We start from the raw sequence: 23,051 nt of genomic DNA, 5'->3' as shown, positions 1-23,051 counted from the left end.
GGATATAATTCAGCCTTCGGAATTGACCGGTAAGTTTTGAAAAAAATCTGGGGTCAAAAACTCCGTATGTTTAATTATTAAGTCTATTGACTGAATCCGGGTATTTTGTATCAATGTCAGTAGATTGAATAATTCTTCGTTGCCTGGGGTATTTAAAAACCGGAGTTCTAGGCCTTTGCAATTCAGCTCACTTAACTCACTGAATATCAATTTATAATTATGAGCTGAATGCTCATCGATCGAAATAATCGCATTGGACACCAGGCTTGGGTATTCAAACATGTCACTCAGGGGGGAAAAAGTTCCGGACTCGCTGTAACAAAACCTAATCTTTTGCTGATTATAAAATCAATATACTCCGCTAAAATAGGTTTTTCTTCACCCTCCGTTTCCTGATACAACTGATCTACGGGAGTAATTGACAGCTGGTCAATTATATCAATTAAACTATTTGGAACAAGATGATAGCTCAGATTTTGTAGATCACATATCATTCCTCTCCTAGCCCCCGAACTGTCTTACACACAGGGTATAAAATTAAAAATTCATCTTTTCCCATAAAATTAAAATTCTAACTGGCTAATAGGTTTATAAAACTTATGCAAATAATATTTTCTGTCCTTATAGAAATCTACCTTGTCTGTTCGATTAAAATGTGTTTCTTCCGAGGGGCAGGAGTCATAAATAAATAAGTTGCTGGCAACATATTCAAATCTGATTCATTTTTTAGTGCATGTTTAAGCTTGGGGAGTAAGTTTTCTTTCATAAAATCTTTTATCCATTTCCATAAATTTGAGTGCAATTTTTTTTCAATATGGTAATTGCACGGAATTGAAGTCATGCCGAACTGCCCGATCGGATTTACTTCCAAAAATATATATTCATCTTTATCGGATACAATCATATCTATTGAACCTGTACATAACCCTAGCTCTTTCATAAGGATTTTAATTTTCTTATTTAAAGCATCTGGTAGTAAGAATGGGGTCTTTTTGATTGATAGATCATTATAATTTTCAGCTCTAAAATCAATCTTAGTAGCGTCATCCAGTTGGGAAAAAATCACCATTGAATACATCTGTTCAAAAAAATAGAATGTTCGAATTTCAAATTTTTGTTAATTAAGGTCTGAAAACAGGCTGGAAAAAAAAGTTTCGGGCAACTTATCGAGTAGATCAGCGTTAATTTTTTCCGTATACATATTGAAAGCTGTATGATCAATTTTCATAAATTTCAATTGGTACAAACTTTTAATGATGACTTCACCATTTGATTTAATAAAATTTCTCAAAACACTCTTTTCACCGGTTATAAGTGTTTTGGGAATTTCTAAACCTATAGCTTTCGCTTTTTCCAATACTACTAACTTATTAAGCTTTATGTTTTCAATCGGATCGATCCATTTGCAGTCTTTATAATAGTATGCAAAGAGTTCTTTTAGTGCTGCATACTCATTCCTGATATAGCTTTCGTTTTCTTTATTGAGGATTTCGTCCTTAAAAACATGAGATTTCTGAAGCAACAGTGGATTGCTAACCCATCTTCTATTCCAGATTACACTTATTTCAGAGGGAGCAGGAGATTAAATTTATCTGAGCTCAATTGCCACTTCTTGTCAACGAGTGAATAGATGTATGGGTATATAAGTTCATCACCATTTATTTTAAAGTAATTAGCCCCATAATGGTCTAACCAGTCTATTACTTTGTTAGTGGATTCTTCAAATTCTATTTGACTTATTATCAGGATCATAATTATTATTCAGCTTAGACTTTTTGTAAGTGCTTTTATACGTTTTATACGAGGCAAGAATTTGAAATGAACATTATTTTTAAAGGTGAAGCAGATTTCGATGAAATCTGCTTCCAACCATGTTGAGATATAGCAATTTTTTTATGCATCTTCGTCACCCCAATCGGAAACCTCTCCGCCGGTAGTGTAAATTTGAGTGGCTGTTCCATGAAGACTTACACCACCTTTTAATCTCTTTAACTCTTCTTTTGTGATCTCAACAAATAACGGATTGTCGTTAAGTGACTCTAACTTTAACTTTTTAGGTTTACTCATTTGTATAGTGGCTTCCCGCTTTACTGATCCATAAAGCATTGTCCGTCGCTAATATAGACCTGAAACAATGAAAGTAAAACTATTTCAGGAATAGAAAAATTCATGACACTAATAAATTTATTCATTATAGGATTATTAAATTAACTAAGTTCGATTGGAAGTTTTCCAGCATTAATCAAACTGCAATGAAAAAAATATTTTATTTATCGTATTTCAGTTATTTATTACATTTTTATGTAATGCACAAATTGACTCAGTTCTTTCAGATAAATTAAAACATATGGCGGAGCGTGATCAGGAAACCATGCAACATCCGCCGAAAAGTATAAAACCGGCAAGCAAGCCACATATGGCACTTATTGATAGTATAGCGACTGTAAATTACCATGAAGCGAAGATAATTTTTGATCAGTACGGGTTCCCAGGCTTTGATCTTGTGGGTGAAGAGGGCAGTAAAAGCTTTTGGCTTATTGTGCAGCATTGCGACAAATGGCCTGAGTTTCAACAACAGGTTTTAGAAAAGATGGAAACGCAGGTAAAAAAAAAAAATGCCCATTCTACCTATTACGCCTATCTTGTCGACAGGATAAGGATCCGTGCCGGCAAAAAGCAGCTTTACGGGACACAGGTATCCTATCGTACAGATTCATGCCAGGCTTTTGTTGCAGACGTTGAAGATCTAAGCAATCTAAACCAGAGAAGGCAATCTGTTGGTCTGGAGCCCATTGAAAACTATCTGAATACTGTAAGTAAAAATCACTTTCTAAGAAATGAAGAAAATTTCAGAAAGAGAGGAATTATTGGTCCTATCTTGTATCCCACCGGAGAAGAAGAGTAAATAATGTCATGTACGAGTTTATCAAAACTCGTATAGGCTAGGCAATCAATACCTAGCCTATAAAAATACAATAATCTAACCTGCCTGTGGTCATTGAACAACCATTTTCAGGGCAGGAAGGTTTTAATTTTTATTATTAGTGTTCTTTTGCTTTATTTCCCCACTACACCAGACACTGAGGTTGTCAGCAAGCAACAATAAACAAGGAATAATAAGTATTGTTCGCATAGGCCGCGTTGGCGAGCAGCTAACAATCGCTTAAAGAAAAGATAAAAAAATTCATATCGCATTCACCCTATTTAAACTTCCGATTGCCTTATATATAAAGACCTTGTCTAGTTCAAGGTTTACTAAGCAATGACTAACCATGATTCGAATTCCTAAATGTAATCTGAGAGCGAAGGTTCTCGTCGCATTGTCCCTGTGGGTTTGTAGTACTAACGCTCTGGCTGGCGGCGGTCTATTTGACGATGAACAGAAAAAGCTCATTCTCAAAACCACCATGTACTACATCAACCAAAAGCATATACAGCCGCCAGTATTGAACGATGAGTTTTCATCAAAAGTCTGGCAGAAATATTTTGATTACGTTGACGGAAGCCACAAAATTTTTCTTGCTGAGGACATCGAATCACTCCAGCAATATAAGACAACACTGGACGAGGCTATCAAGGATAATTCTGTAAACACGCAGGAAATTAAGGACTGATCAGCTCAATAGCTGGCTAACGATCGCTAAAAAGGAGCAGGTTGAACTATTGCCCGAAGATAATCAGACCGTGACAGCCGAAAAGTGGTACCGCGACTGGTTGAACGATACGCAAAAAGATGTCTATGTGGCACAGACCTGCGATTTACTCTATAAACTCAATCTATCCAAACCCTAAAAAAATGACCAGAAAAACGAAAAGAAACCTCTTGTGGACAATCCTACTGGTGTCCTCATCCGCTACACAGTTGTTGGCCCAACAGCAGCTAAAAATAAATGCCGAGTTGCCCGGATTGAAAGATGGCGAAAAGGTCTATCTGATCGACTATGTGAAACAGCAGATGGATTCTACACGTGTGGAAAACCACAAGTTTGAATTTATGGCCAAGGCCGATTCCAGTTCGCTTTATGTGGTTCAGGTTGGTCTGCAGCCTAAAGAAGACCAATATTTCTATATGGATATGGGTGCCGGTGAGCTGAAGGTTTCCGGAAAAGGTGATTCATTTAAAGGTGCAGCATTTACAGGTAGCCCCTTTGTTGCCAAGTGGCAGGAACTGGATGTTTTTTTGCAGCAGCAATGTGGTGCAGGGATAAATCACATCAGTGAACTTACCCAAAAGCTGGGACAAGCACAGGCCGTGGGTGATGCGCAGGCACTGGAAGATCTCCAAAAGCAATATCTTACTTATATTGAAAAGAGTAAGGTTGCGGCCAAAGAATGGATTGCCAAAAATCCCGATGAGCCAATCAGTGCCTATGGATGCTAAACCGGAATACGCCATCTGTGGATACCGCAAAGCAATCGGTATGGGCTGGCAATCCGTCCAAAAAATTACATTGCAGAGAGCTGATGGCGAGAAAATAGCGATCGATGCGCAGCATCGGCAACTGGATGAAAATGGAAACACGGTCTTGATCAACAACGGCGAAATAAGCTACCGGGGACAAAAATCTACGCAAAGATCGACAGCCAAACTTGCCTTAAACCGGCTCGATGTACCCTACGGCCTTCAGACGAAAGTGGAACTGGCCGATGGGACAACAGTCTGGGTAAATTCGGGTACTTCATTCAGCTATCCTATTCCTTTCTCCGCGGATAAAAGGGAGGTATATGTGGAAGGTGAAGCCTATTTTGACGTGGCGCATGATCCCAAAAAACCCTTTGTGGTCCATTGTGGGAAGGTAGGGATCACAGTGTTGGGAACGGCTTTTGGGGTGAATACATTTGGTGGCGCCGTGGTGACAGCATTATTGCGGGGGAAGTGGAGCTAAAAGTCAATGGTCAATTGCAACAGTTAATGCCCGGTAATGTTGGGAAATATAACAATGAGTCCGATAAGCTCTATCTATCCGATGATCCTATCCGTGATTGGGTGGCCTGGAAGGATCATGTGCTCTATTTTGATGACATGAAACTGGGAGAGATTGCCGAGAGGTTGAAAAGGCTGTACGATTATCGTTTTATATTTGATGATCCAGCATTAGAGGAACTTCGATTTACGATCGATATCGAGCAGACCGCAGCTATACAGACTGTATTGAAATACCTACAGGCGAGTGTGCAAAACGTTGATTTTAAAGTGATCGGGCGAGATATTCATGTTATTGAGGTAAAATAGGTAATAGTAGAAAGCCATCATGAATTATTGATACTAAAAAAGGAGACAGTTATTGAGGCTGTCTCCTTAAACGCGGTGAGCAGATCCGGGAGCGACCTCCTTAGGTCTCCTCTCCAAGAACTTCTAGACCAACGGACGAAATCTGCCCCATCGCCAAAGCAGAAGCAGAACCAGGGCAAAGCCAACAAGCCAAAAATAGGTAGCAGATAGCATTTTATTGATGCTGCGTTCCTGCTTGTTATCTTTTTGTTTTCCCTGATCGTTTTTATGTCGACATCCTGCATCTCTTTTCTGGAGCTTCCGCCCGTCTCCTGCCACAGCACACTTCCCGACTGCGCAAACAGTCCGCTATCTGCATGGAAGCGAAAAGCACTGTCCGTCCAGAAATACCACAAGCGGGAAAGCGTATCCTGCTGGAACCTATATTGCCGTTGATGCTGTTCGAGATGCTGCCACTCCACTTCTTTTTCTTGCTGTTTATCACGCTTTTTATTTCCATAGATCTTACAGGAAATCAGTGCAAATAAGCCAAAGAGCAGACACAACATACGACCCTGTTTTATTTCCATAATTCCCTCCTTTCAGTCCAACCAATTTGAAAAAGCATGAATAGCTAATACAGGACGCCGCTTGGATACGACCTGATCTGCTACATTTCCCTCCACGGTCCGTATCCAGCATCCCTGCACTTTCTGGACGATGCCCACATGGTCAATACGTGCGAGCTTGCGATTATAAATCCCAAAGAGATCCGCAGGTTGGATAGTCTCCTCCCGTATCTGCTGTTCGGTATAACGCCGGGCTATGGGAAATAGTGCTGGGCTCCAGGCATTGCGCGGAGCGGACAGTCCCGCCTGGCCGTAACACCAGGAGGCAAAAGCCGCACACCAGGGATGCCCTTTAGCGAGACCTGTATAGGCCAGGTACTCTTCCACCCGAACGCCATCGTTGTGCCCTGTTGCTTCCTGGACACCGATCTCCTGTGCCGCAATAGCAACAATACGTTCACGAAGGTTTTCGATGCGATCCTGATGCCTAGCTTTGGCACCCAAAGCTATAGACCGGGGCTGATCTCCGGCGAATCGTCGCTCTACAGCACGATTGCCAATACCGCCAAAAAGAGAACAGCGACAAAAAGAAGACCGAGAAATAGATAATACATTGTTGCCATGATGTCAATTGATTAAAGTGATAGAATAGATTCTGCCGAAAGATTTTAAAGGGCTGCCAGAGCAGCTCCTGCAACCAATAGCAGCAGTAGATCGCCAGTAGCGCTGCCAGAACAGCAAAGAGCAGTACCGAAAGGATGCCGATATCCAGTACCCCCGCTGTGGGATCCAGCGCCTGTAGCAGTAGTCCTGCCATCAGAAAAAGAGGAGCAGCGCAGTGAGGATTATCCCCAGCAACTGTTTTGTAGCTAAAGGCCAATAGATATCCTCGATATCCGAGACCAGTTGTTTTTTTAATGCTTCCATTTTATAAGTTTTTATTTTTTAATTTGATACGTACCCAGATATTTGCTTCGGGAATACCTTAGACCGTCCCGCTCGTGACAGAGGATATAGAGCAGCAGATCCTTTTCCCATAGATTTACAGGAATTGTTATGCTTACTTTTGCTTCATGTCGCAGCGCAGATACTGCACTTTCTACCGCTACCCACTCTTCAGCCTGATAAGCGATCAGTTTGACCCGGTCATCCCAACAACGGTCAAATCCTGTATCTCCGAAATACTGTACGGTAATTGTGCCAGCTAGCTGCTGCATGTCCGTCACCAACACGCCCGGTAGATTACCATCACTTAGCCAAGCTTTTTCGGGATCCAGACTAAGTACGCCCGAAAGCTCTGTGATAGCAACTTTTAGGACCTGTGACATCGCCAGATTAAAAGGATGGAGCTTCCGCTTTTTACGTCGTGAGACAAACAAAAACCTTTCTGAATAATCTCTTTTAACGGCGCCAAAAAGCTGACCGCAAGGGCAAATCGCTTTTGCTGCGCCAGCTGGGCGGGCGTTCTCTTATTTTTTCGATTTTTTTCATGATTCAAATAGGATAAGCATGGGATACCGCCCGATCGGACGGCATCCCAGCATTACAAACTAAGCGAGCTGTACCAATCCCAGATAACTGCTCTTAGAGACACGCTTTTTCCTGCGATCTGCCATAAATATCCAGATGTGCAGCTCCCCGCCCAAAAGATGGATTGGTACGCCGAAGGTGACCGTCCCTGCACTCCGTATCGGTAAGGTAGCCGGAGCCAAAAATTCATCCTGTTCGGGATGATAACAGATAATATATACCCCGTCATCGTCAGCCGATTTATAGACATCATTATTTGTCACATCCCAGTTTAGGAAAGTTCCTCATTCGCGTAAGTCGGTGGCTGCGTTGGTGCCAAATAAAAGATACCATCCGATATACGTACCTTACTATAATCCAACTGGAAATTTGGATATGCCCCTTGAATGACCAAAGGCAGATTAAACTGAAAAGCCGCATTGACCGGCGTCTGTCGGTCCGCTTTTTCTGTCCAAATCAATCTGTAGATAAGAGGTAATCGGAAGCAGAAAACGCATCACTAATTTAAATTTTGCCTGCGTAATCAGCTGTTCTTCTGTTGCAGGTTTGTTGCTCTTTTATAGAGTCCTTTGAGGTAGTTGATACTTTTCCAACTGGATCCTATCACGGAGCCGGTCTTGCCGCTCACGCCCCCATTTATTCCATTTACAATTGTTCCCATTTTTTACTTTTTTAAAAATTAAACCATCGTCAGTCACTCAGACATACCGGTATTTAAGCCTGACAGAACAAACATAGAAACTTAATTTTCAGAACTATACAGCCAAAACAAAGCTGGCAGGATGCTGGCAGGCATCCTTCGGAAGATTGACAGGAAGATGGCAGGGTTTACTGAAATAGATGACATACACCTGAGCAAAACCTAAGCAAGACAAGCAGTTCCAGTAGGCAAACAAGCGTGTTACATGCGTGCTGTTCGGGTGCTAGTCGAACAACAGTCCTGCCCGACCCGAACAGCACCCGAAGAACACAGCAATAACGGCAGGAAATAGTCAGGTGTTGGTGAGGTATCAATCAGGTCATATTCATGAACAGACACAAAGGGTCTTTCGAAACCGAAAGACCCTTTGTGCGCATTTTCCCTCCGGATCATTCTTTATCAGATCATAAGTTCCAATAAGCGCGTTTAAAATGTTCCACGGCCGAAGCAAGGAAAAGACGTTTTCCATTGTCCTTACGAACGGTTCCTAACATACCCTTATGCTGGTACCGGTAGAGGCTCCGCTCGCTCAGCCCGACATAGTCCTGCACCCGGACGGCATCCCACCAGACCGCCTCGACGCTGTCAGCGGTCTCCTCTTTCGTCCGCATACCATGTAGCTGTCGGTACAATTGGTGCAGTGCAAATAAAATGGCCCCTTCGTTTCCCCGATGGGCATTCGTTCTAGTTTTGTTTGGGATTACTCTCATAATACACAATTAGGATTAATAATTTAACTTTTGTGAAACTATAATTTCGTTATGACACAAAAATCTCATACGATGCCGCTTTCGTCAAGAGAAAGTTTACGTTCACCCCATTCACTATTTTTTTGAAATTCATACCGAAATTGGTCGATTTGGTCAACTAAGCTGACAAATTAAGGGGCCCTATCTGCAAAGGCTGATCGTTGATAGGAACAAAAAGTGTCCAAGTAAATCCTTGCAAAGCACGTAAAAACGGGAATAGGAACCCCTTTTTATACCTAATAAATCTACACAAATCTATAAAACGACGGATAGCCTCCAACGCGCAGAGCAAGTCTACATCCGGACCGCTATATCCAGATCAATGCACCAATAAGCCTACTTGTAAAGGTAATTTTTAGTGATATAGTCAATAATCCGCTGTAAAGCTTCAATCAGCTTCTTGGCTGATCCGTCATCTATATTGGAGTTCTTTTTGATCAGGGATTTCAGGGAATAAGGTTCTCCATCCGAACGCACAAAGTGGAGGTGGACAAACTCGGGGATGCTCGATCTTCCCACGCGCTTCCAAAAACCGAGGTTGATCATGGCGTTGAAAAGAAACAGCAACTGCCAGATATTAAAGTTATTCGAAAACTGCGGATTAAATTTCTGTTCAAGCTGCATGCTTTTATGTGCCTGATAGTCTTTCAAAAAATTGATCTCTTCAGCTATAGCATGCATCAACGCCTGCTGTAAGCTTTGCTGGGATGCGATATACGATACACCCGAGAGCGAAGGGACCCGTGCGATCTCCTTCTTCCGCTGCAGCAGGTTTAGGATCTCCTGATCTATATCCATATCTTCCTGTATGGTCACAGACAGTGCATCGATGGCTGACCGGATAAATTCTAGCCGGTTAAAATTCCGGTTGATAAGTTCATAGTAAACTGCATCACGGTATTCGGTTGCCGGCAGCCTACAGGACAACTCATACAGTACCTCGACCAGGCCATAATAATAATCGAGAGAAGAAAATCCGTCATGGAAGCCCTCCGCGCTGAATGGCGGAGGAATTGGTGACTGAAAATAGTCTGACATGGCTGCAATAAATGTCGGCGGCAATTCACCCGCTTCCATATAATCCAGTACAGCCTGTACTTTATCGGCCATCAGATTCCTGAAAAAATCAACATACAACGGTGGACATTCCAGTTGGGCCACAGAAACATGATTGTATTTCTTGCGGATCTGAAAAATAAATAGACAGGTGGCATTCCCATAGTAGGTACAGACCATACTTTTTCATGTTCCCGAAGGACGTCCACTTCAGACAGCTCTTCCAAAGAACGCTGGTTGCCAACGTAGCGGATCAGCGAAGTACAATATTCGACAATCGCATCGACGGTGGGGCGGATTTTAGCGGGGTTTCCGACCTCAATCAGTAGCCCCGAAAGCTCATGTTCAATGCGTATAAATTTATTTTCTATGAAAGTTTTAAGGGCAGGATCTTCGGTCAGCACAAGCTTTTCCGTATAGTCTTTCAGGAAGTCTTCGGCGACTTCATCAAGCAGGCTCTGAATACACAACATATCCATTCATTCTTCATCGTTAGGTTAGTAAAATCAAATCAGGGATATTTATGCACATATCCTTGAAGGATAACTAATTAAATCCATAGGTACGTCCATTTACTTACCCGCCACGTAAACAAAGCGTACACTATTGGAGGTCAATCAACAACAAAAATAATACCAAAATTATTATTCAATGGGTGAAGTATAGTGAAGTAAAATATTCACTTGATGGATACCCATATAGCTCCGATATTCGTCTAAATAGACCTGGGGCGGAAAATATCGGATTAAATAAACAGCTGTCGCTGCACTAATCTTTCCTAGGAAAGCAGAACCGGATATTCCACTTCTTAGGCTTTAAAAGGAAAACTATTATGAAAGCAATTTTTTCAAGCAATGCCCTATCCAAGAAACAATAATCCAGTTTTAAGATTTCTGATCAATCTATGGTCAAAACACTGTCCTTTGGAAGACTTTCACCTACAGTGGGCAAAAAACACATCCACATGCATCAGAATTTAAAAAAGGAGATCTACTCTATTGGCAGAATGATCATGACAAAAGGGTATTTATTGTGACCCGAGGACTTTTAGGACGTATTAAGGAAAATGAAAAAGTGGTAAGCGAAAGATAATTACACTCGGAACTCCGGGTATGGCCATGATGACAACAAAACACCTCTTTTCCAATACACCCAGTGAAGGTGAAATTTGTGTACTTCGAACGGGTACAGACATCGCATCAATTAAATATCACCATATATTGGAACTTCGTGAAATGGATCCTAACGTGAATACCCTGATCAATATATTCTCGAATAAAAAAAAAAAGAACAGCTCTTTGCTTTAAGGCGAGTAGACCTTGAAGAAACAGGCTTTGATGCCTGTCTACAATTCACGAAAGAATTTCCGCAACTCTTTTTACAACTTACCCGGCAAAGTTGCAGACCTTTTGAGCATCTCGCTCCGGACGGTACAAGAGGTAGTCTCCTATCTGGCCAGAAATTCCAATTGATATAGCAGTAATTCTATTTTTTTCATTAATAAGGGAAAAAAGAGGTTTTACCCTAAATATTGTGCAGTGGTTGCACGTTTTCTGGGGTGTTTCATTATCTAATTTGGTATTAAGAAAACTATACGAAAATGAAACAAAGAAAATACATAACCACGGTTGCTCAATATGCATTTATCCTTTTATGGGGAGGCACCATTTCCTTAAAAGTATGGAGCTGGCAGGAAACAAAAGGTGAAATTCAGATGCAGCAGTTTCCATCTTGGCTTACTGAATTAGTTATTTGGACATTGCCTCTTGCATATGTTTTACTGATCGGTCTATTGATCTATAAGCCAACAGTAAAAATAGGCATTAAACTTTCTACACTATTGATTTCGGTGTTTACGCTATATCTTCTAGCGGAGTTACCAAAATATTAGGCTATACCCCTTGTGCTTGCGCGGGATTATGGCCTACGAACAATCATTGGTTACATATCGGACTTAACAGCTTATTTATTGCAATAGGATTTATATACTTGATATTGACCCATAAAAGCCATCCGAGAAGACACGTCCGCCTCGAACTTGGCAGAAAGGAGGGTACCGTCTTATAATGGCTGAACTGAAAATGCGGAGTACAGATCTACTCCGCAAAAATTTAAAGGACATACCCTCTTCCCAAGATCTCGGTGATGGAACAGGAGGCAGGTCATGTGATGGACCTGATGAAATCAGAACACGATAACCATTTAAATTTTAAAGTTATGAGAACATTACTTAAAAAATTAAATTTAGGCGCTATCATTGCTCTTGTTGGAGTAGTTGGCTTGACCGCTTCATGGAAGAATCATGAAAGTAAAAAGTTGGCTCCTCAATGGTATTCCGTTACGATCACTGATACTTCAGATCCAAACAATGCGGCGAATCAGCAAATCGGTAGCACTATTCCTGAACCAACCACAGGAGAATGTGCAACCCTCAGGGTATATCTGCGCTGTTAGGCTTGACCTAAATGGTGCACCAAAACCTGCGACCATTAAAGCTGCAAACGACAGTGGTTTCAATACCACTGTCAGAAAACACAGAGATAATTTATAGGCATATTGCCTACATTATTTAATCAGGGCCAATATTAAAAGGGAGGCATTCTTATTTACGAATGCCTCCTTTCGTTTAATATCGTTTATTCTGTTCCAGATTGTTGTTTATAATCTCAGGTGGTGGGATTGGCCATACCCATCTTGAACTTCCTATCTGCAAACGGTATTCTTTATCGTCAAGCTTTCTTTTAAATTCTATGGGATACTGTTTTCCCTGTTCATACGTCGGGCATCCTGCCAGCGCATTCATCTCATATAAAGCTCTTTCCGTCTTTCTTCCAGTACGACCATTAGCACGTCACCTATTTCTTCAAGCTTATAATCCTTATATTCTTCGGTGCTGAATCTGAATTTTCTCAGGTAATTGATTTCGTCGATAGCCTTCTGTTGATCGCCTTTCCTCGCTAGGCATTCCGCACGTATTAGTATCATCTCTTCAACGCTCAGACCTGTAAATATTGAGCTTACGCCAAAACCGGTATATGAGCCAGTATATAAGTCCGACCCATCTTGATTATTAAAAAAGTAAACAGATTTTCGCAGATCTCCGATTTGGAATGATTTAACAAACGATGAATCCATTTTCATCCTGCTGGATAATAGTCCACTGAGGGCTTGAAATGAATAGAAAATAATCGAGGGATTATTTTGACCCATTGGTTCAAACTGGCTTTCATAAATATTGTTGATCTTTTTATTTAATTTTTGTAATCAACGAGTTGCTTTTTCCTTGATAAAACATTTGTTGCAAATTTTTCAGCAAGATCATAATTTCCTATCTGAAGATAAACTCTACCCAGTAAAGCTTCTACAGCGTCCTTTCCAGGCATGTAGATATTAAGTTCTGAGTTAAGATCCATTTCATTTGCTTCGTTAAGGTCTTTAAGAATCAGATCATACACTTCTTGTAATCTTGAGCGACCATAACTTGTAGAGACATCATATTCTATTCGCAATGGGAGACCTAATTGTTTATTTGCCTTTGCTATGTCATAGGTTTCGCAGAATTGTTGCGCTAATTGATAATAGTTCCATGCCCGGAAGAATCGGGCAGCTACCCTTACTTTCATCCATTCTTCATTATCTGACGGTGCCGGCAGTTTTTTTCAACGTCAAGAGCTAGATTTGCATACATTATGTTTTCATATGCACGGAACCAGTCTCGGACAGGTTCATCCTGAGTAAATATGTCCTGCCCCCAGACATAAGCAAATTGTTGGAATGTTGAAAAGCGTGCCATAGCTGCTACTTCGGAGTGGCTGCCATAATAAAATTCGTCAGCTCCAATGAAAGATAACAACAGAGAGGATTCTAACATAGATCTATTACTTACTATAGAAACATAATCTTTTACAGAATTTGGGACTACTTGGTTGGAATCTCTTTTGATTTCCAAAAATTCTTTCCCACAGCCCATAATGAATAAAAAGGGCAATATGGACATACCTATTTTTTTCATAATATCTCCTTCTAAAAATTAACCTGAAATCCCAATGCATATGTGCGCGGGTATTTATAATCTGAATCTGCATAATCAGGATCGATGCCATATTTGTTTGCCGACCATATCAATCCGATATTTCTTACATATGCAAAGATTCTCATTTCGGATACGTTCAATTTATTACTTATTTTTTGCGGAAGATTATAAGATATATTTATGTCCTGTAGCCGGATATGGGATGCATTTGTTATTAACGTCTGTGAATAAGAATATATAGGGCCTGAATTTACTATGATCTTGTCAATTGGTGCGGCAGCTGGAACATTCGTTATTTTTTCGTCTCCGGGCTGCTTCCATCTCTGTAAATAATCCCTATGGTATCCTAAACTATATTCCTGTCCGGTACTTACCGAGGAGCGCCTGAAAGCGTATCCGGTTTTCCATGAAACCATAAAATCAAGAGTCAAGCCTTTATAAGAATATACATTGCGCAATGAACCAAAAAAAAAGGAGGTACTGAAACACTCGATTCTATCAGGTCTTCCGGTTTTAACCCATTGAAATATGTGTTATAATCCTGTGACTTTTCGTCATTGATCATGACCAACGGATATCCATTTTCAGCACTTAACCCCAACCACGGAATAGCCATCAACACATCGCGGCTCTTTCCCGCAATCGGAATACCCGGCGAATAGAAATAACTATGAATAACAGCATTCTTATTGATCTTATAATCTGTCACTTTATTCCTAACATAGCCAAACAACAGATGGCTTTCCCATTTAAACTTTCCTGTTAGATTCTTCGTGTTTACCTGCACGTCAACACCTTCTGTCCGCATATTGGCATAATTTGTAAGGTTTGAGTTCTGGACTGGGCTGCCTTCGTAAATTCCGGTACTCCATGGAAGTATGTCTGCGCCTATCAAGTCTCTTGCCTTTTTATATAATATTCTGTTGAAAAAGAAATTCTCGAGTTGAACCACCGGCCATCAATCCCGACATTGAGTGTATTGACCTTTTCCCATTTTAAAGATGGATTACCTACACTTTTTACGTAAGAATAATCGAGTCCTGTAAGCTCATCAAGACCTTGGTGGACAATGGTAGGGAAAGCACTGATATTTTTGTTTACATTTCCGGCGCTTCCGTATGTTGCCCTTAAACGGAGATAATCCATGGTAGAAAAAATTTCCCAACCTTCTTTTGACAGCTCCCAACTCCCACCGATCGACCATAAAGGAGTTCCTTTCTGATTCGTTTTTACACCAAAGAGATTCGATCCGTCCCATCGCATTGAACCTGATAGAATATAGCGTTCTTTATGCGAGTAGCTGGCATTTCCAAAGTACGAAAGGTACCGGTCAGTAAATCTTCTCTTGATATAATTGTAGTACGGAAGCCGGAGATATCCCGATGGACGAACTGGATAATATTCAGAATAATCAAAGATATTTGTACCGGTCAATAATTCTGGATCGTAATTGAACATTGTATTTCCTGGTTCGGAGTCAATAACAAACTCCCGTATTTCACCGCCAATCAATCCGTTGATTGCATTATCATGATTAAAAATTTGTTCATAATTGACTTGCATCCTTCCTGAGTGTCCAGTTGATGTGGTAGGAGAAACAGCCTGATATATCCCACCAAAAGGATGACCGTCGTACCATCCGACTGTGTGTATTTATTTACCAGGTCTCTTACATAATAACTGTCTTTGTTATATAAGATAGTACTGTTTGTCCTACTTTTTACATATTGATAGCTTGCATGCATATTAAAATTGTTCAAAAAACTGTATCGTAAGGAAGCATTGACACGTAATTCGTCTTGCTTGCTTTGACGGTCGATCAGACTTCTTTCTTCTAAGGGTCGGTATTCCCAATCCAGCAATCCGTTTTCAAGAGCCTTGTTTACATAGCCGCTCCGATAATCCTTAATAATTGGGAGTGGTCCCTGATCTTGTGACCATAACTTTAAATATGGTGACAATCCGACAAGTGTCCCATTAGCTTTGAGATCCTCTATAGTGAGACCATTATTTCTACTGTCGATTTTACTATACCATAATCCCGAGGTTATTACAATATTTTGATACGGAGTAAATGTATTCTCCATGTTAATGTTGAGCCTATTATTTTCATTATCGATCACGTTTTCCCGATTCCTGTCATATCCGCCGGAAACGTAATAAACAAAACGCTCTCCGCCGCCGCTGGCATTCATAGCATATTGCTGAAATATAGAAGGTTGATATAGATATTTCATTGCCTCTTTGCGTACATCTGTCATTTTAGGCTGCTTTCCTTACGTTGGAAATCCACTGCCGATAATGTACCATTGTCAAGTGCAATCATCATTTCGACGTATTCCGGGAATGGAGTTTCAGTGGCATTGGGGACATAATAGTTTCCGTTCCGATATTTTTCCTTTTCAATATCCATGACCGTTTCAGAGGGCAGCCATTTTCTATTATAGAACAAATCAGGCCTTTCACCTATGGTTACATTACTGTTTGCAGATAATTTAGTTTTCTGATTAAACTTTCCCTTTTTGTGGTTATAACAATGACGCCATTTCCTGCCCTCGCTCCCCATATTGAGGCGGCGGCAGCATCTTTAAGTATTGTTACATTTTCTATGTCATTCGGATTAATGGATGCTAAATCACCGTCATAAGGAAAGTTGTCCAGAACAATCAGGGGCGAAGCATCTGACTGTATTGTTGCAAGCCCTCTGACCCTGATGTCAGTCGGTTTATTGCCATTCGCATTAACAAACTGCAATCCGGAGGTAATACCGTCCAACCTTTGCAGAATATTTCCACCAACCGACCTGTTAAGGGATATATTGTCTACAATAGTAAATGAACCTGTTGCTCTCTCTTTAGGAACTTGGTAAAATCCAGTATTGACGATCTGTATCTCTTCAAGCTTTTGCTCAGCTCTAATGAGCTGAATTTCGACCTGAAAGCCTGATCGCGTAATATTTAATCTTTTTCCAAATATCCGACATGATAAGCTACTAAAGTATCAGGAAACTTAATATCACTAAAAAGAAATTGCCATCCTCGTCGGTCTGTAAGGATTTCTTGTTATTTAAGAGCTTTACTGTAGTACCTCGAAGTCTTCCGTTATGATCGGATATATGCCCTGCAAGCTGTCCCTTTGCGACTATGGAGAAAACCAACAGCACGCATGATAGATACTTTTTCATGGCTCAATTAGTTATATGGAACTGTTCTTTCTTGGGGATGCTTTTTATTCTGCCCGAACTAATATTTTTTAGTATTGACTCATTGTCGGAGGTAGTTTTTGTTATCCCTATGAAATGATTGTCTTTTAACCACACAGATGGCCCTACTACGGCTATTCCACAGAAATAAGCATTTAAAAAAGCAGCTTCCGGTCCCACTATCTGCGGTATTATCCATCCCTTCTCTGCGATCATCAATTCGGCTTTATAGTCGTAATCCAACATAAAGCCTATTACCTGAACTTCATTTGAATAACTTATTTGTAGCTTTTCCCATTTTTCCATTGATGCAAGACAAGGGGAACACCAAGATGCCCAAAATCCATAACCAAGGTCTTGTCCGTGGTCAATTGCCTAAGGGTAATACTGTCTCTGCCAAATTCATCATTAACTATTCGGAAAGGCAAGTCTAATATATCTTCGGGGATTTTATTGCCTACTTTAATCGGGGATATTTTTCCTATATCCACTTTATATTCCAACAATGGATATTGGTCAAGATCTGATTTTGGTGAATAATCAAGGACTTCTTTTTTAATCCACTTTTATCTTTAATTGTGATAAAATAAGGTATGTTCTCTCTTGTAATCCTGAGTGTATCTCCGCTATCAGTTCGCGTATTTGCTGACTGTGCGGAACATAAAGTAAACATTGAAACAAAAACTGTTGCCAATAGTGCCCGGGCTATGGATATATTGCTGTAGGTGTGCTTTGGCCAATGCGTGGCCAGTGCGTGTAAAAACGTCATCATAAGAAGGTCTATAATTTTCAAAAATTTAAAAGTTGGCCAACCCGCCTAACGAGAAAATTTTTGTAGAGCGAAAAAACAGGTATCTTTACGTTGCTACACAGTAATAAGAATACAAGTCTTCCTGCGCCCATGGGTTTTTCCTGTTGGGCTAGGGTTGGCTTAGGTAAGGATTAGTTTTTTAGGGCATTTTTGATGCACGCTATTTTGCTGGTCCTACCTTTTATTTTAAGACTCTTATTCTGGAGGGCAGATTTTGTTCTTTGTTATATCCGGGATAAGAAATAGAATACCGAAGCGGGAAATAGAAGACGCTAGCTGGCCGTTCGACAAGTAACAATCGATTTTGGCATATGCCAGTGTTATCATATCTCTATAATTGGTACTTCTAATGCTCATAATCATTTTTTGTTATAAGCGGATTCTTTTCTTGTCGTTTTTGGCATCGGAACCCGATAAATCAAGACTTAAATCCTTGATTTATAACAAAGATAAGCTTAAGTGTCAATATATGCAAATTTTAATTATTCAACATATATAAATGAGCCTAGACAACGAGGGTTTTAGAAAGCGAATTAAAGAATATAGAATACACTTCCAATTGACTCAACAAGAAGTAGCTACTTTTATGGGGTGGGCACAAGCTGATTATAGCAACTTGGAAAATGGCAAACGTATTGTCGATTTGGATACGGTAAATCTAATTGCTTCTATTTATGGTTTCAAAGGTTGGCAATTTGCTAGAGCTGATACAACCATTCCCAAAATAGAAAATCTTCCAAAGGAAACAAGAACACTGGTAGAGGAAAAATTAGCATCAGGAAGAACTGTAAGAAATACGACAGTTCAGCTTCCAAAGGAGATAAAGAAAGTTCTGGTATCAGGAAATTGCCTTCAGAGTTTACGTCGATACATGTTTTCAATAATTTCCCTGATGATATTAAAGGAAATATCAACCTTAGGCGTATTACCGACAACCTTTCAAGGGGTGCTTGTAGCAAACTAGTTGTTGATTTAAATAAGAAAAAAGGCACAGAAAAGCTTTTTAGTTTGAAATAGTTAAACCGCATTAACACTATACTATCAAGCAACTGAACACTTAGAAATATATGGCAAATTTGATAAAAGATATACATATTAGCAATTTCAAATCAATAAGGAATTGCATCATTAAAGACTGTAAAAGGATCAATCTTTTTATAGGAAGGCCCAATGTAGGAAAATCCAACATATTGGAAGCGCTTTCATCTTTTACCATTCCGTATTTAAGAGATAATTACTCTAAAAGCATTACACAACTGATTCGGCTAGAGAATGAGACTGAACTTTTCTACAATGGAAACTTCTCCGATCCGGCCAGAGTTGAAACAAACATTGGATACGTGCAGTTTTCGTATGATAGAGTTGATGGGCTACAAGTTAAAATCGATACGGGTTCGGATCTAGGTTTTTATAAAATCGACCAAAAACTTAATCTAAAGTCTAAAAGATACGACAGCTATACGACCAATATCAGGAAGTATATTTATAAAAACATAGCCGGGAGCACACGACCTCCACACAGATATCTTATTCCTCCATTCGGAATAAATATCTTTAATATGATCGAACAGGATGATAAGCTCAAAAAAGAGATTATGGATCTGTTTGCCGAATATCGTCTTAAATTGGTCTTTGATCGTGCTAGCCAATCGCTAAAGATCATGCAGGATGCTGATTCTGAGGAAATCTTCTTAGTACCTTATAATTCGATTGCTGACACCCTCCAACGGATTATATTCTTCAAGACTGCCGTAGCGAGTAATGAAGATGCTGTATTGCTTTTCGAAGAACCGGAAGCCCATTCTTTCCCACCCTATATTTCGCATATTACACAAGAGATCATACACAAGACGAGCAATCAATATTTTATCGCGACGCACAGTCCTTTTATTTTAACTGATTTTCTTGAAGATAGTAGAGATGAACTTTCCGTATTTATGGTTCATTATGATAAACATGAGACGAAAGTAAGGCAATTGTCGGAGAAAGAACTACATGAAATATATCAGTTCGGCATTGATCTGTTTACCAATAGTGAAAGCTATATATAGAGTACCTATGGATAAGCATATTATTCCAGAATGTTATGTTGATACAAACTTGGTAGAAACAATTACCACAACATATTCGGGCTACAATCATCAAAAAGGCTGTAACAATGTAGCAAAGGTCATGATGGAAAAGCTGTCGGATGATTTTGCGGTCGGTATTATCGATCAAGACAAAAGACAGCTTGACTATCTTAGCGAATTTAATGAAGTACATGTATTCGAAAATCTTACATTATATAAACATAAAAATAGATTGCACTATTTCATTCAAATCAATCCTGCCGTAGAAGGCTTTATTCTAAAGGCTATTGAAGAAGTTGGTTTAGATCTAGAAGATTTCAATTTGCCTAAAGATTTTGAGGACTTTAGGAAATTATCTAAATCTATTGATAGCAAATACGACAAACGCTTCAAAGCACTATTCCGGCAACTTCATTCGTTAGGTGCATCTGAGATTTTGAAATTATCGGCTTGGATCGACTACCTTAAAGATAACAACTACCAGGCTGATATAGACGAGATCAGAGCACTTTAGAAGAAAAATTTTTGGTTATTAATAGTCTCTGTCCTTCGGGATGGGGCTTTTTTGCTGTTTAGTTATCAACGTTATTTGTGTTCATCCACTTCTTCTACAGAAAGACTATAACTTCTGCTATAAGTGTATTCGAATAATCCACCTATTTTAATTTTAAATCGATACCAAAGCCTTTTTATGTTCGCAATAATTGAATAGCGTATATATAATTTGTATTAACTGCTAAAGTACTTTTTGAATTTCTATTTATTTTTAATTTTACTTTGTTGTTTCAATACCCAATAAAACAAATTTCGTAAACTTAAAACTATTAGCCTCAATGTACAACATCGCAATTGAATATTTGGGCCCGATAAGAAATGCTAATATCAATTTGGGAGATCTTACACTTTTCGTTGGCTCGCACGTTAGCGGTAAAAGTATCCTTTTACAAATGTTTAAGCTGCTGGTCGACAAAGGTCATATTCGCCGTACTACGGAACAATATGGATTCATTTGGGGAATAGTGTCGAGGCGCCCTGCGGCCCGGTGTCACCCTTTTACAGGAGAAAAGATAACCAGTCCTAGACTGACCATCAACATGATTTTTAAAACTTTCATTTGATTAATTAGTTTTTAAACTTTATCCAAATATATCGTTGGTTCAGTTGCAAAAAATCAGTAATGAGCGAAACGGGAGTTTCATTGAGTAAATAGACCGAAATATCTAGTAAAGCAACGAAAAGCCTGCTCCGATAGCAGCTAAACACAAAAGAGAAAAGTTTACATTTTCTTTGTGTAGATCCATTATTTAAAAAGAGGGCAGAAAATCTAGTCACAGCTATCCTTTATTTTACTTTTATTGTAGGTGTGTTATTTATTATTTGCCAACGACCATTATCTAGAATGGATATTATCAATGAATAAAAGATAAGATACTTTCCAACGTCGTGTGTGCAATAGCCATATGGTCTGATTGCTTTATGCTGTTTATGATCAAGCTCCTTGGGCTTCCTCCGAATCGCTTGGTACGGATGAGTTCGATATAGTCAAATTTTGAGAATACAAAAATTCCTTTTTCATCGAAAAAACCGTCCTGTATATTCTGAAAGCCGTGATGTAATATACTTTCCAATGCAGCCACATCACGATTGTCGCCAGCTTTTACAAATGCTTCGATTGCTTTTTCAGCCTGTTCCATTTTTATTTGTTTAAGATGATCGTAGTTTCTTCTTTTATGAGTTTTGTATCGGCATTTTCTAAGGAAACAGGTTCGGGAGCCATTCTCCGAAAACTTCTTTTTATTTTGGCGGATTTTAAAATTTATAGCATGATTAAGCGTGCTCTTAATCAAAAAATTGGATTCGTCGCGGATGCTAGATTTATCCAATGTAATGTATTTTTCAAGTACATCCTGTACCAAATCTCTGGCATCTTCTTAGGAACCGACGATGTTATAGGCATAGGTCAATAACTTATTATAATATTTATCCATCTTTTAATTCAATAATTTGATAGTAGCAAATTTCAATCTTTATATTTCTTAATCTGCCAACACTTCCTGCAACATGATTCTATTAAATTTTTCTGGTTCTACAAATGCTGCATAATGCCCTGAGTTTTCAAACCAGATGAATTGTTTTTGAGGCGCTTTTAATTTCCTGAAAAATTTATATGCAAGTGTGGAGGGGGCATTATAGTCACACCGACCGGCGATAAAGTAAACGGGAACTTTTACTGCTGGAACCGTTTTAAATAAATCTATCTGCATGACTTCATCCCAAATTGCATTCATTGTAAAAGCTTGCCCCTTGGCTATCAGGCTATCTTGATAATATTGCTTAGCAAAAGAATCCATATTTTCATAGAGCTTACCAACATTGCTGCCTTCGCAAAAATCACCATGAAAGTGTCTGAGCCATTTTCTTGATAAATACAGGTCTGATAGTTCATTTTTGAAGCGAGACGGATAGTGCTTACGGAGCTTTTGCAATTGAGCCATTGCTACACTATCTTTTTTCCATGTGGCCTGTTGAATTGAATAACCGAGCGAAACCTTTTCATTCAAATACATATTGGTGACCTGTCCCACACCGATATAAGCCTGAAATAGCGATGGATATTTTTGAATCAGATGCATGCCAATAATAGAACCAAAAGAATAACCAACCAAATATATTTTATCTTTCTTAAAACGCTCTTTAAGGATCTGTATTAAACTTAGCGCATCATCTTCAAGTTGTTTAATGGTAATGCTTCCGGGCGGTAGTGTATCGTTGTAGGATAAGCCTGTTCCCCTTTGGTCGTAAGTAACCACCGTGAAGCGCTGTTCCAATTCCTTATTGTGGGTTTGCCAAAAATAAAAATCGGAAAAGCCGGGCCCACCATGCAATATTAGCAAAACAGGATTTAATGCATTATTACTTTTAATAAATACGCCGTGTTTGACACCATTTAATTCGATACGGTTGTACTCCTTGATAGAATTAATCTGGGCTGTACAAAACTGCCAGCTGATTGAGATCATTATCAAAACTATGAGGAATTTTTCTTTCATCTTATTCATCTAAAGTGCAAATAGAAACATACACAAATCTTTATTAAATGCTTACTGTTTTACCGGC

Annotated in this window: 41 protein-coding genes; 12 read left to right on the top strand and 29 right to left on the bottom strand. The window is 39.4% G+C overall.

Annotation, left to right across the window (positions count from 1 at the left end; translation table 11 throughout):
* Positions 1–9 precede the first annotated feature (9 nt).
* The 4 genes from KUH03_RS32415 to KUH03_RS32400 all read right to left on the bottom strand — a co-directional run bounded on the left by KUH03_RS32415 (position 10) and on the right by KUH03_RS32400 (position 2,067).
* A complete protein-coding gene (locus tag KUH03_RS32415; protein WP_257088451.1) occupies positions 10–282 on the bottom strand; it encodes a hypothetical protein in 273 nt (90 codons plus the stop codon).
* Between the two features lie 349 nt (positions 283–631).
* Entirely contained in the window at positions 632–1,078 is a 447-nt protein-coding gene (locus KUH03_RS32410; RefSeq protein ID WP_257088450.1) for a hypothetical protein, read from the bottom strand.
* A gap of 39 nt (positions 1,079–1,117) precedes the next feature.
* Positions 1,118–1,522: a hypothetical protein gene (locus tag KUH03_RS32405; protein ID WP_257088449.1), complete on the bottom strand. Its 405-nt coding sequence runs from the start codon at positions 1,520–1,522 to the stop codon at positions 1,118–1,120.
* A gap of 371 nt (positions 1,523–1,893) precedes the next feature.
* Positions 1,894–2,067, bottom strand: coding sequence for a hypothetical protein (locus tag KUH03_RS32400; protein WP_257088448.1), 174 nt, complete (start codon positions 2,065–2,067; stop codon positions 1,894–1,896).
* A gap of 280 nt (positions 2,068–2,347) precedes the next feature.
* Here KUH03_RS32400 and KUH03_RS32395 point away from each other — a divergent pair, with 280 nt between their 5' ends.
* The 6 genes from KUH03_RS32395 (at position 2,348) to KUH03_RS32370 (ending at position 5,233) form a co-directional block, all read left to right on the top strand.
* Positions 2,348–2,905, top strand: coding sequence for a DUF6624 domain-containing protein (locus KUH03_RS32395; protein WP_257088447.1), 558 nt, complete (start codon positions 2,348–2,350; stop codon positions 2,903–2,905).
* 367 nt (positions 2,906–3,272) lie between these two features.
* Positions 3,273–3,614, top strand: coding sequence for a hypothetical protein (locus KUH03_RS32390; RefSeq protein WP_257088446.1), 342 nt, complete (start codon positions 3,273–3,275; stop codon positions 3,612–3,614).
* A 49-nt stretch (positions 3,615–3,663) separates the two neighbouring features.
* Entirely contained in the window at positions 3,664–3,792 is a 129-nt protein-coding gene (locus KUH03_RS32385) for a hypothetical protein (RefSeq protein ID WP_257088445.1), read from the top strand.
* A gap of 4 nt (positions 3,793–3,796) precedes the next feature.
* A complete protein-coding gene (locus KUH03_RS32380) occupies positions 3,797–4,381 on the top strand; it encodes a DUF4369 domain-containing protein (RefSeq protein ID WP_257088444.1) in 585 nt (194 codons plus the stop codon).
* Positions 4,371–4,886 (top strand): FecR family protein, encoded by a 516-nt coding sequence (locus tag KUH03_RS32375; protein WP_257088443.1) that lies wholly within the window; start codon positions 4,371–4,373, stop codon positions 4,884–4,886. The genes KUH03_RS32380 and KUH03_RS32375 overlap by 11 nt, the downstream gene beginning before the upstream one ends.
* Entirely contained in the window at positions 4,877–5,233 is a 357-nt protein-coding gene (locus KUH03_RS32370; protein WP_257088442.1) for a DUF4974 domain-containing protein, read from the top strand. The genes KUH03_RS32375 and KUH03_RS32370 overlap by 10 nt, the downstream gene beginning before the upstream one ends.
* A 17-nt stretch (positions 5,234–5,250) precedes the next feature.
* On the opposite strand, the gene KUH03_RS32365 is transcribed toward KUH03_RS32370, so the two are convergent.
* The 11 genes from KUH03_RS32365 to KUH03_RS32315 form a co-directional block, all read right to left on the bottom strand.
* Positions 5,251–5,802: a hypothetical protein gene (locus KUH03_RS32365; protein WP_257088441.1), complete on the bottom strand. Its 552-nt coding sequence runs from the start codon at positions 5,800–5,802 to the stop codon at positions 5,251–5,253.
* A gap of 12 nt (positions 5,803–5,814) precedes the next feature.
* On the bottom strand, positions 5,815–6,285 hold the full coding sequence (locus KUH03_RS32360) for a CHAP domain-containing protein (RefSeq protein ID WP_257088440.1): 471 nt from the start codon (positions 6,283–6,285) through the stop codon (positions 5,815–5,817).
* On the bottom strand, positions 6,269–6,598 hold the full coding sequence (locus KUH03_RS32355; protein WP_257088439.1) for a hypothetical protein: 330 nt from the start codon (positions 6,596–6,598) through the stop codon (positions 6,269–6,271). Before KUH03_RS32355 ends, KUH03_RS32360 begins: the two co-directional genes overlap by 17 nt.
* Before the next feature lie 121 nt (positions 6,599–6,719).
* Entirely contained in the window at positions 6,720–7,160 is a 441-nt protein-coding gene (locus KUH03_RS32350) for a DUF6266 family protein (protein WP_257088438.1), read from the bottom strand.
* A 171-nt stretch (positions 7,161–7,331) separates the two neighbouring features.
* On the bottom strand, positions 7,332–7,574 hold the full coding sequence (locus tag KUH03_RS32345) for a hypothetical protein (RefSeq protein ID WP_257088437.1): 243 nt from the start codon (positions 7,572–7,574) through the stop codon (positions 7,332–7,334).
* An 8-nt stretch (positions 7,575–7,582) separates the two neighbouring features.
* Positions 7,583–7,771 carry a DUF6266 family protein gene (locus KUH03_RS32340; RefSeq protein WP_257088436.1) on the bottom strand — a complete coding sequence of 63 codons (189 nt, stop codon included), beginning with the start codon at positions 7,769–7,771 and terminating at the stop codon, positions 7,583–7,585.
* A 63-nt stretch (positions 7,772–7,834) separates the two neighbouring features.
* The gene (locus KUH03_RS32335) at positions 7,835–7,972 is read right to left on the bottom strand and encodes a hypothetical protein (protein WP_257088435.1); all 138 of its coding nucleotides are present in this window, start codon (positions 7,970–7,972) and stop codon (positions 7,835–7,837) included.
* Positions 7,973–8,212: 240 nt separating this feature from the next.
* Positions 8,213–8,404, bottom strand: a complete 192-nt coding sequence (locus tag KUH03_RS32330; RefSeq protein ID WP_257088434.1) for a hypothetical protein — start codon at positions 8,402–8,404, stop codon at positions 8,213–8,215.
* An 11-nt stretch (positions 8,405–8,415) separates the two neighbouring features.
* Positions 8,416–8,721, bottom strand: a complete 306-nt coding sequence (locus KUH03_RS32325) for a hypothetical protein (protein WP_257088433.1) — start codon at positions 8,719–8,721, stop codon at positions 8,416–8,418.
* Between the two features lie 375 nt (positions 8,722–9,096).
* Complete coding sequence (locus tag KUH03_RS32320) at positions 9,097–9,870, bottom strand: hypothetical protein (RefSeq protein ID WP_257088432.1); 774 nt, start codon at positions 9,868–9,870, stop codon at positions 9,097–9,099.
* Positions 9,870–10,289 (bottom strand): hypothetical protein, encoded by a 420-nt coding sequence (locus KUH03_RS32315; RefSeq protein WP_257088431.1) that lies wholly within the window; start codon positions 10,287–10,289, stop codon positions 9,870–9,872. Before KUH03_RS32315 ends, KUH03_RS32320 begins: the two co-directional genes overlap by 1 nt.
* Before the next feature lie 846 nt (positions 10,290–11,135).
* Here KUH03_RS32315 and KUH03_RS32310 point away from each other — a divergent pair.
* From KUH03_RS32310 to KUH03_RS32300, 3 genes are all read left to right on the top strand, one after another.
* The gene (locus tag KUH03_RS32310) at positions 11,136–11,288 is read left to right on the top strand and encodes a hypothetical protein (protein ID WP_257088430.1); all 153 of its coding nucleotides are present in this window, start codon (positions 11,136–11,138) and stop codon (positions 11,286–11,288) included.
* A 128-nt stretch (positions 11,289–11,416) separates the two neighbouring features.
* Entirely contained in the window at positions 11,417–11,707 is a 291-nt protein-coding gene (locus tag KUH03_RS32305; protein ID WP_257088429.1) for a MauE/DoxX family redox-associated membrane protein, read from the top strand.
* Between the two features lie 254 nt (positions 11,708–11,961).
* Positions 11,962–12,270: a hypothetical protein gene (locus tag KUH03_RS32300; protein ID WP_257088428.1), complete on the top strand. Its 309-nt coding sequence runs from the start codon at positions 11,962–11,964 to the stop codon at positions 12,268–12,270.
* 172 nt (positions 12,271–12,442) lie between these two features.
* Here the strand turns inward: KUH03_RS32300 and KUH03_RS32295 are convergent, their stop codons facing one another.
* From KUH03_RS32295 to KUH03_RS32240, 12 genes are all read right to left on the bottom strand, one after another.
* A complete protein-coding gene (locus tag KUH03_RS32295) occupies positions 12,443–12,619 on the bottom strand; it encodes a hypothetical protein (protein ID WP_257088427.1) in 177 nt (58 codons plus the stop codon).
* On the bottom strand, positions 12,616–13,026 hold the full coding sequence (locus KUH03_RS32290; RefSeq protein WP_257088426.1) for a RagB/SusD family nutrient uptake outer membrane protein: 411 nt from the start codon (positions 13,024–13,026) through the stop codon (positions 12,616–12,618). Before KUH03_RS32290 ends, KUH03_RS32295 begins: the two co-directional genes overlap by 4 nt.
* Positions 13,027–13,067: 41 nt before the next feature.
* Positions 13,068–13,439, bottom strand: coding sequence for a RagB/SusD family nutrient uptake outer membrane protein (locus KUH03_RS32285; RefSeq protein WP_257088425.1), 372 nt, complete (start codon positions 13,437–13,439; stop codon positions 13,068–13,070).
* Positions 13,436–13,828 (bottom strand): hypothetical protein, encoded by a 393-nt coding sequence (locus tag KUH03_RS32280; RefSeq protein WP_257088424.1) that lies wholly within the window; start codon positions 13,826–13,828, stop codon positions 13,436–13,438. The genes KUH03_RS32285 and KUH03_RS32280 overlap by 4 nt, the downstream gene beginning before the upstream one ends.
* Positions 13,829–13,839: 11 nt before the next feature.
* Positions 13,840–14,280 (bottom strand): hypothetical protein, encoded by a 441-nt coding sequence (locus KUH03_RS32275; protein WP_257088423.1) that lies wholly within the window; start codon positions 14,278–14,280, stop codon positions 13,840–13,842.
* Positions 14,277–14,744, bottom strand: coding sequence for a hypothetical protein (locus tag KUH03_RS32270; protein ID WP_257088422.1), 468 nt, complete (start codon positions 14,742–14,744; stop codon positions 14,277–14,279). The genes KUH03_RS32275 and KUH03_RS32270 overlap by 4 nt, the downstream gene beginning before the upstream one ends.
* Positions 14,741–15,361 carry a TonB-dependent receptor domain-containing protein gene (locus tag KUH03_RS32265; RefSeq protein ID WP_373564523.1) on the bottom strand — a complete coding sequence of 207 codons (621 nt, stop codon included), beginning with the start codon at positions 15,359–15,361 and terminating at the stop codon, positions 14,741–14,743. The genes KUH03_RS32270 and KUH03_RS32265 overlap by 4 nt, the downstream gene beginning before the upstream one ends.
* A complete protein-coding gene (locus KUH03_RS32260; protein WP_257088420.1) occupies positions 15,358–16,110 on the bottom strand; it encodes a hypothetical protein in 753 nt (250 codons plus the stop codon). The genes KUH03_RS32265 and KUH03_RS32260 overlap by 4 nt, the downstream gene beginning before the upstream one ends.
* Positions 16,107–16,301, bottom strand: a complete 195-nt coding sequence (locus KUH03_RS32255; RefSeq protein WP_257088419.1) for a hypothetical protein — start codon at positions 16,299–16,301, stop codon at positions 16,107–16,109. Before KUH03_RS32255 ends, KUH03_RS32260 begins: the two co-directional genes overlap by 4 nt.
* Before the next feature lie 20 nt (positions 16,302–16,321).
* Positions 16,322–16,735, bottom strand: coding sequence for a TonB-dependent receptor plug domain-containing protein (locus KUH03_RS32250; RefSeq protein ID WP_257097528.1), 414 nt, complete (start codon positions 16,733–16,735; stop codon positions 16,322–16,324).
* Between the two features lie 301 nt (positions 16,736–17,036).
* The gene (locus KUH03_RS32245) at positions 17,037–17,357 is read right to left on the bottom strand and encodes a hypothetical protein (protein ID WP_257088418.1); all 321 of its coding nucleotides are present in this window, start codon (positions 17,355–17,357) and stop codon (positions 17,037–17,039) included.
* Positions 17,330–17,557 carry a hypothetical protein gene (locus KUH03_RS32240; protein ID WP_257088417.1) on the bottom strand — a complete coding sequence of 76 codons (228 nt, stop codon included), beginning with the start codon at positions 17,555–17,557 and terminating at the stop codon, positions 17,330–17,332. Before KUH03_RS32240 ends, KUH03_RS32245 begins: the two co-directional genes overlap by 28 nt.
* 804 nt (positions 17,558–18,361) lie before the next feature.
* Between KUH03_RS32240 and KUH03_RS32235 the strand changes: the two genes are divergently transcribed.
* From KUH03_RS32235 to KUH03_RS32225, 3 genes are all read left to right on the top strand, one after another.
* On the top strand, positions 18,362–18,826 hold the full coding sequence (locus tag KUH03_RS32235; RefSeq protein ID WP_257088416.1) for a helix-turn-helix domain-containing protein: 465 nt from the start codon (positions 18,362–18,364) through the stop codon (positions 18,824–18,826).
* A gap of 103 nt (positions 18,827–18,929) precedes the next feature.
* Positions 18,930–19,913, top strand: coding sequence for an ATP/GTP-binding protein (locus KUH03_RS32230; protein WP_257088415.1), 984 nt, complete (start codon positions 18,930–18,932; stop codon positions 19,911–19,913).
* A 7-nt stretch (positions 19,914–19,920) separates the two neighbouring features.
* Entirely contained in the window at positions 19,921–20,448 is a 528-nt protein-coding gene (locus KUH03_RS32225) for a hypothetical protein (RefSeq protein ID WP_257088414.1), read from the top strand.
* Between the two features lie 895 nt (positions 20,449–21,343).
* Here the strand turns inward: KUH03_RS32225 and KUH03_RS32220 are convergent.
* Both KUH03_RS32220 and KUH03_RS32215 read right to left on the bottom strand, forming a co-directional pair.
* Positions 21,344–21,628 (bottom strand): hypothetical protein, encoded by a 285-nt coding sequence (locus tag KUH03_RS32220; RefSeq protein ID WP_257088413.1) that lies wholly within the window; start codon positions 21,626–21,628, stop codon positions 21,344–21,346.
* A gap of 342 nt (positions 21,629–21,970) precedes the next feature.
* Entirely contained in the window at positions 21,971–22,954 is a 984-nt protein-coding gene (locus tag KUH03_RS32215) for an alpha/beta fold hydrolase (RefSeq protein WP_257088412.1), read from the bottom strand.
* Between the last annotated feature and the right edge of the window lie 97 nt (positions 22,955–23,051).

The sequence above is a fragment of the Sphingobacterium sp. E70 genome (assembly GCF_019285695.1).
Lineage (GTDB): Bacteria > Bacteroidota > Bacteroidia > Sphingobacteriales > Sphingobacteriaceae > Sphingobacterium > Sphingobacterium detergens.
This window is presented reverse-complemented; position numbering and strand designations above follow the sequence as displayed.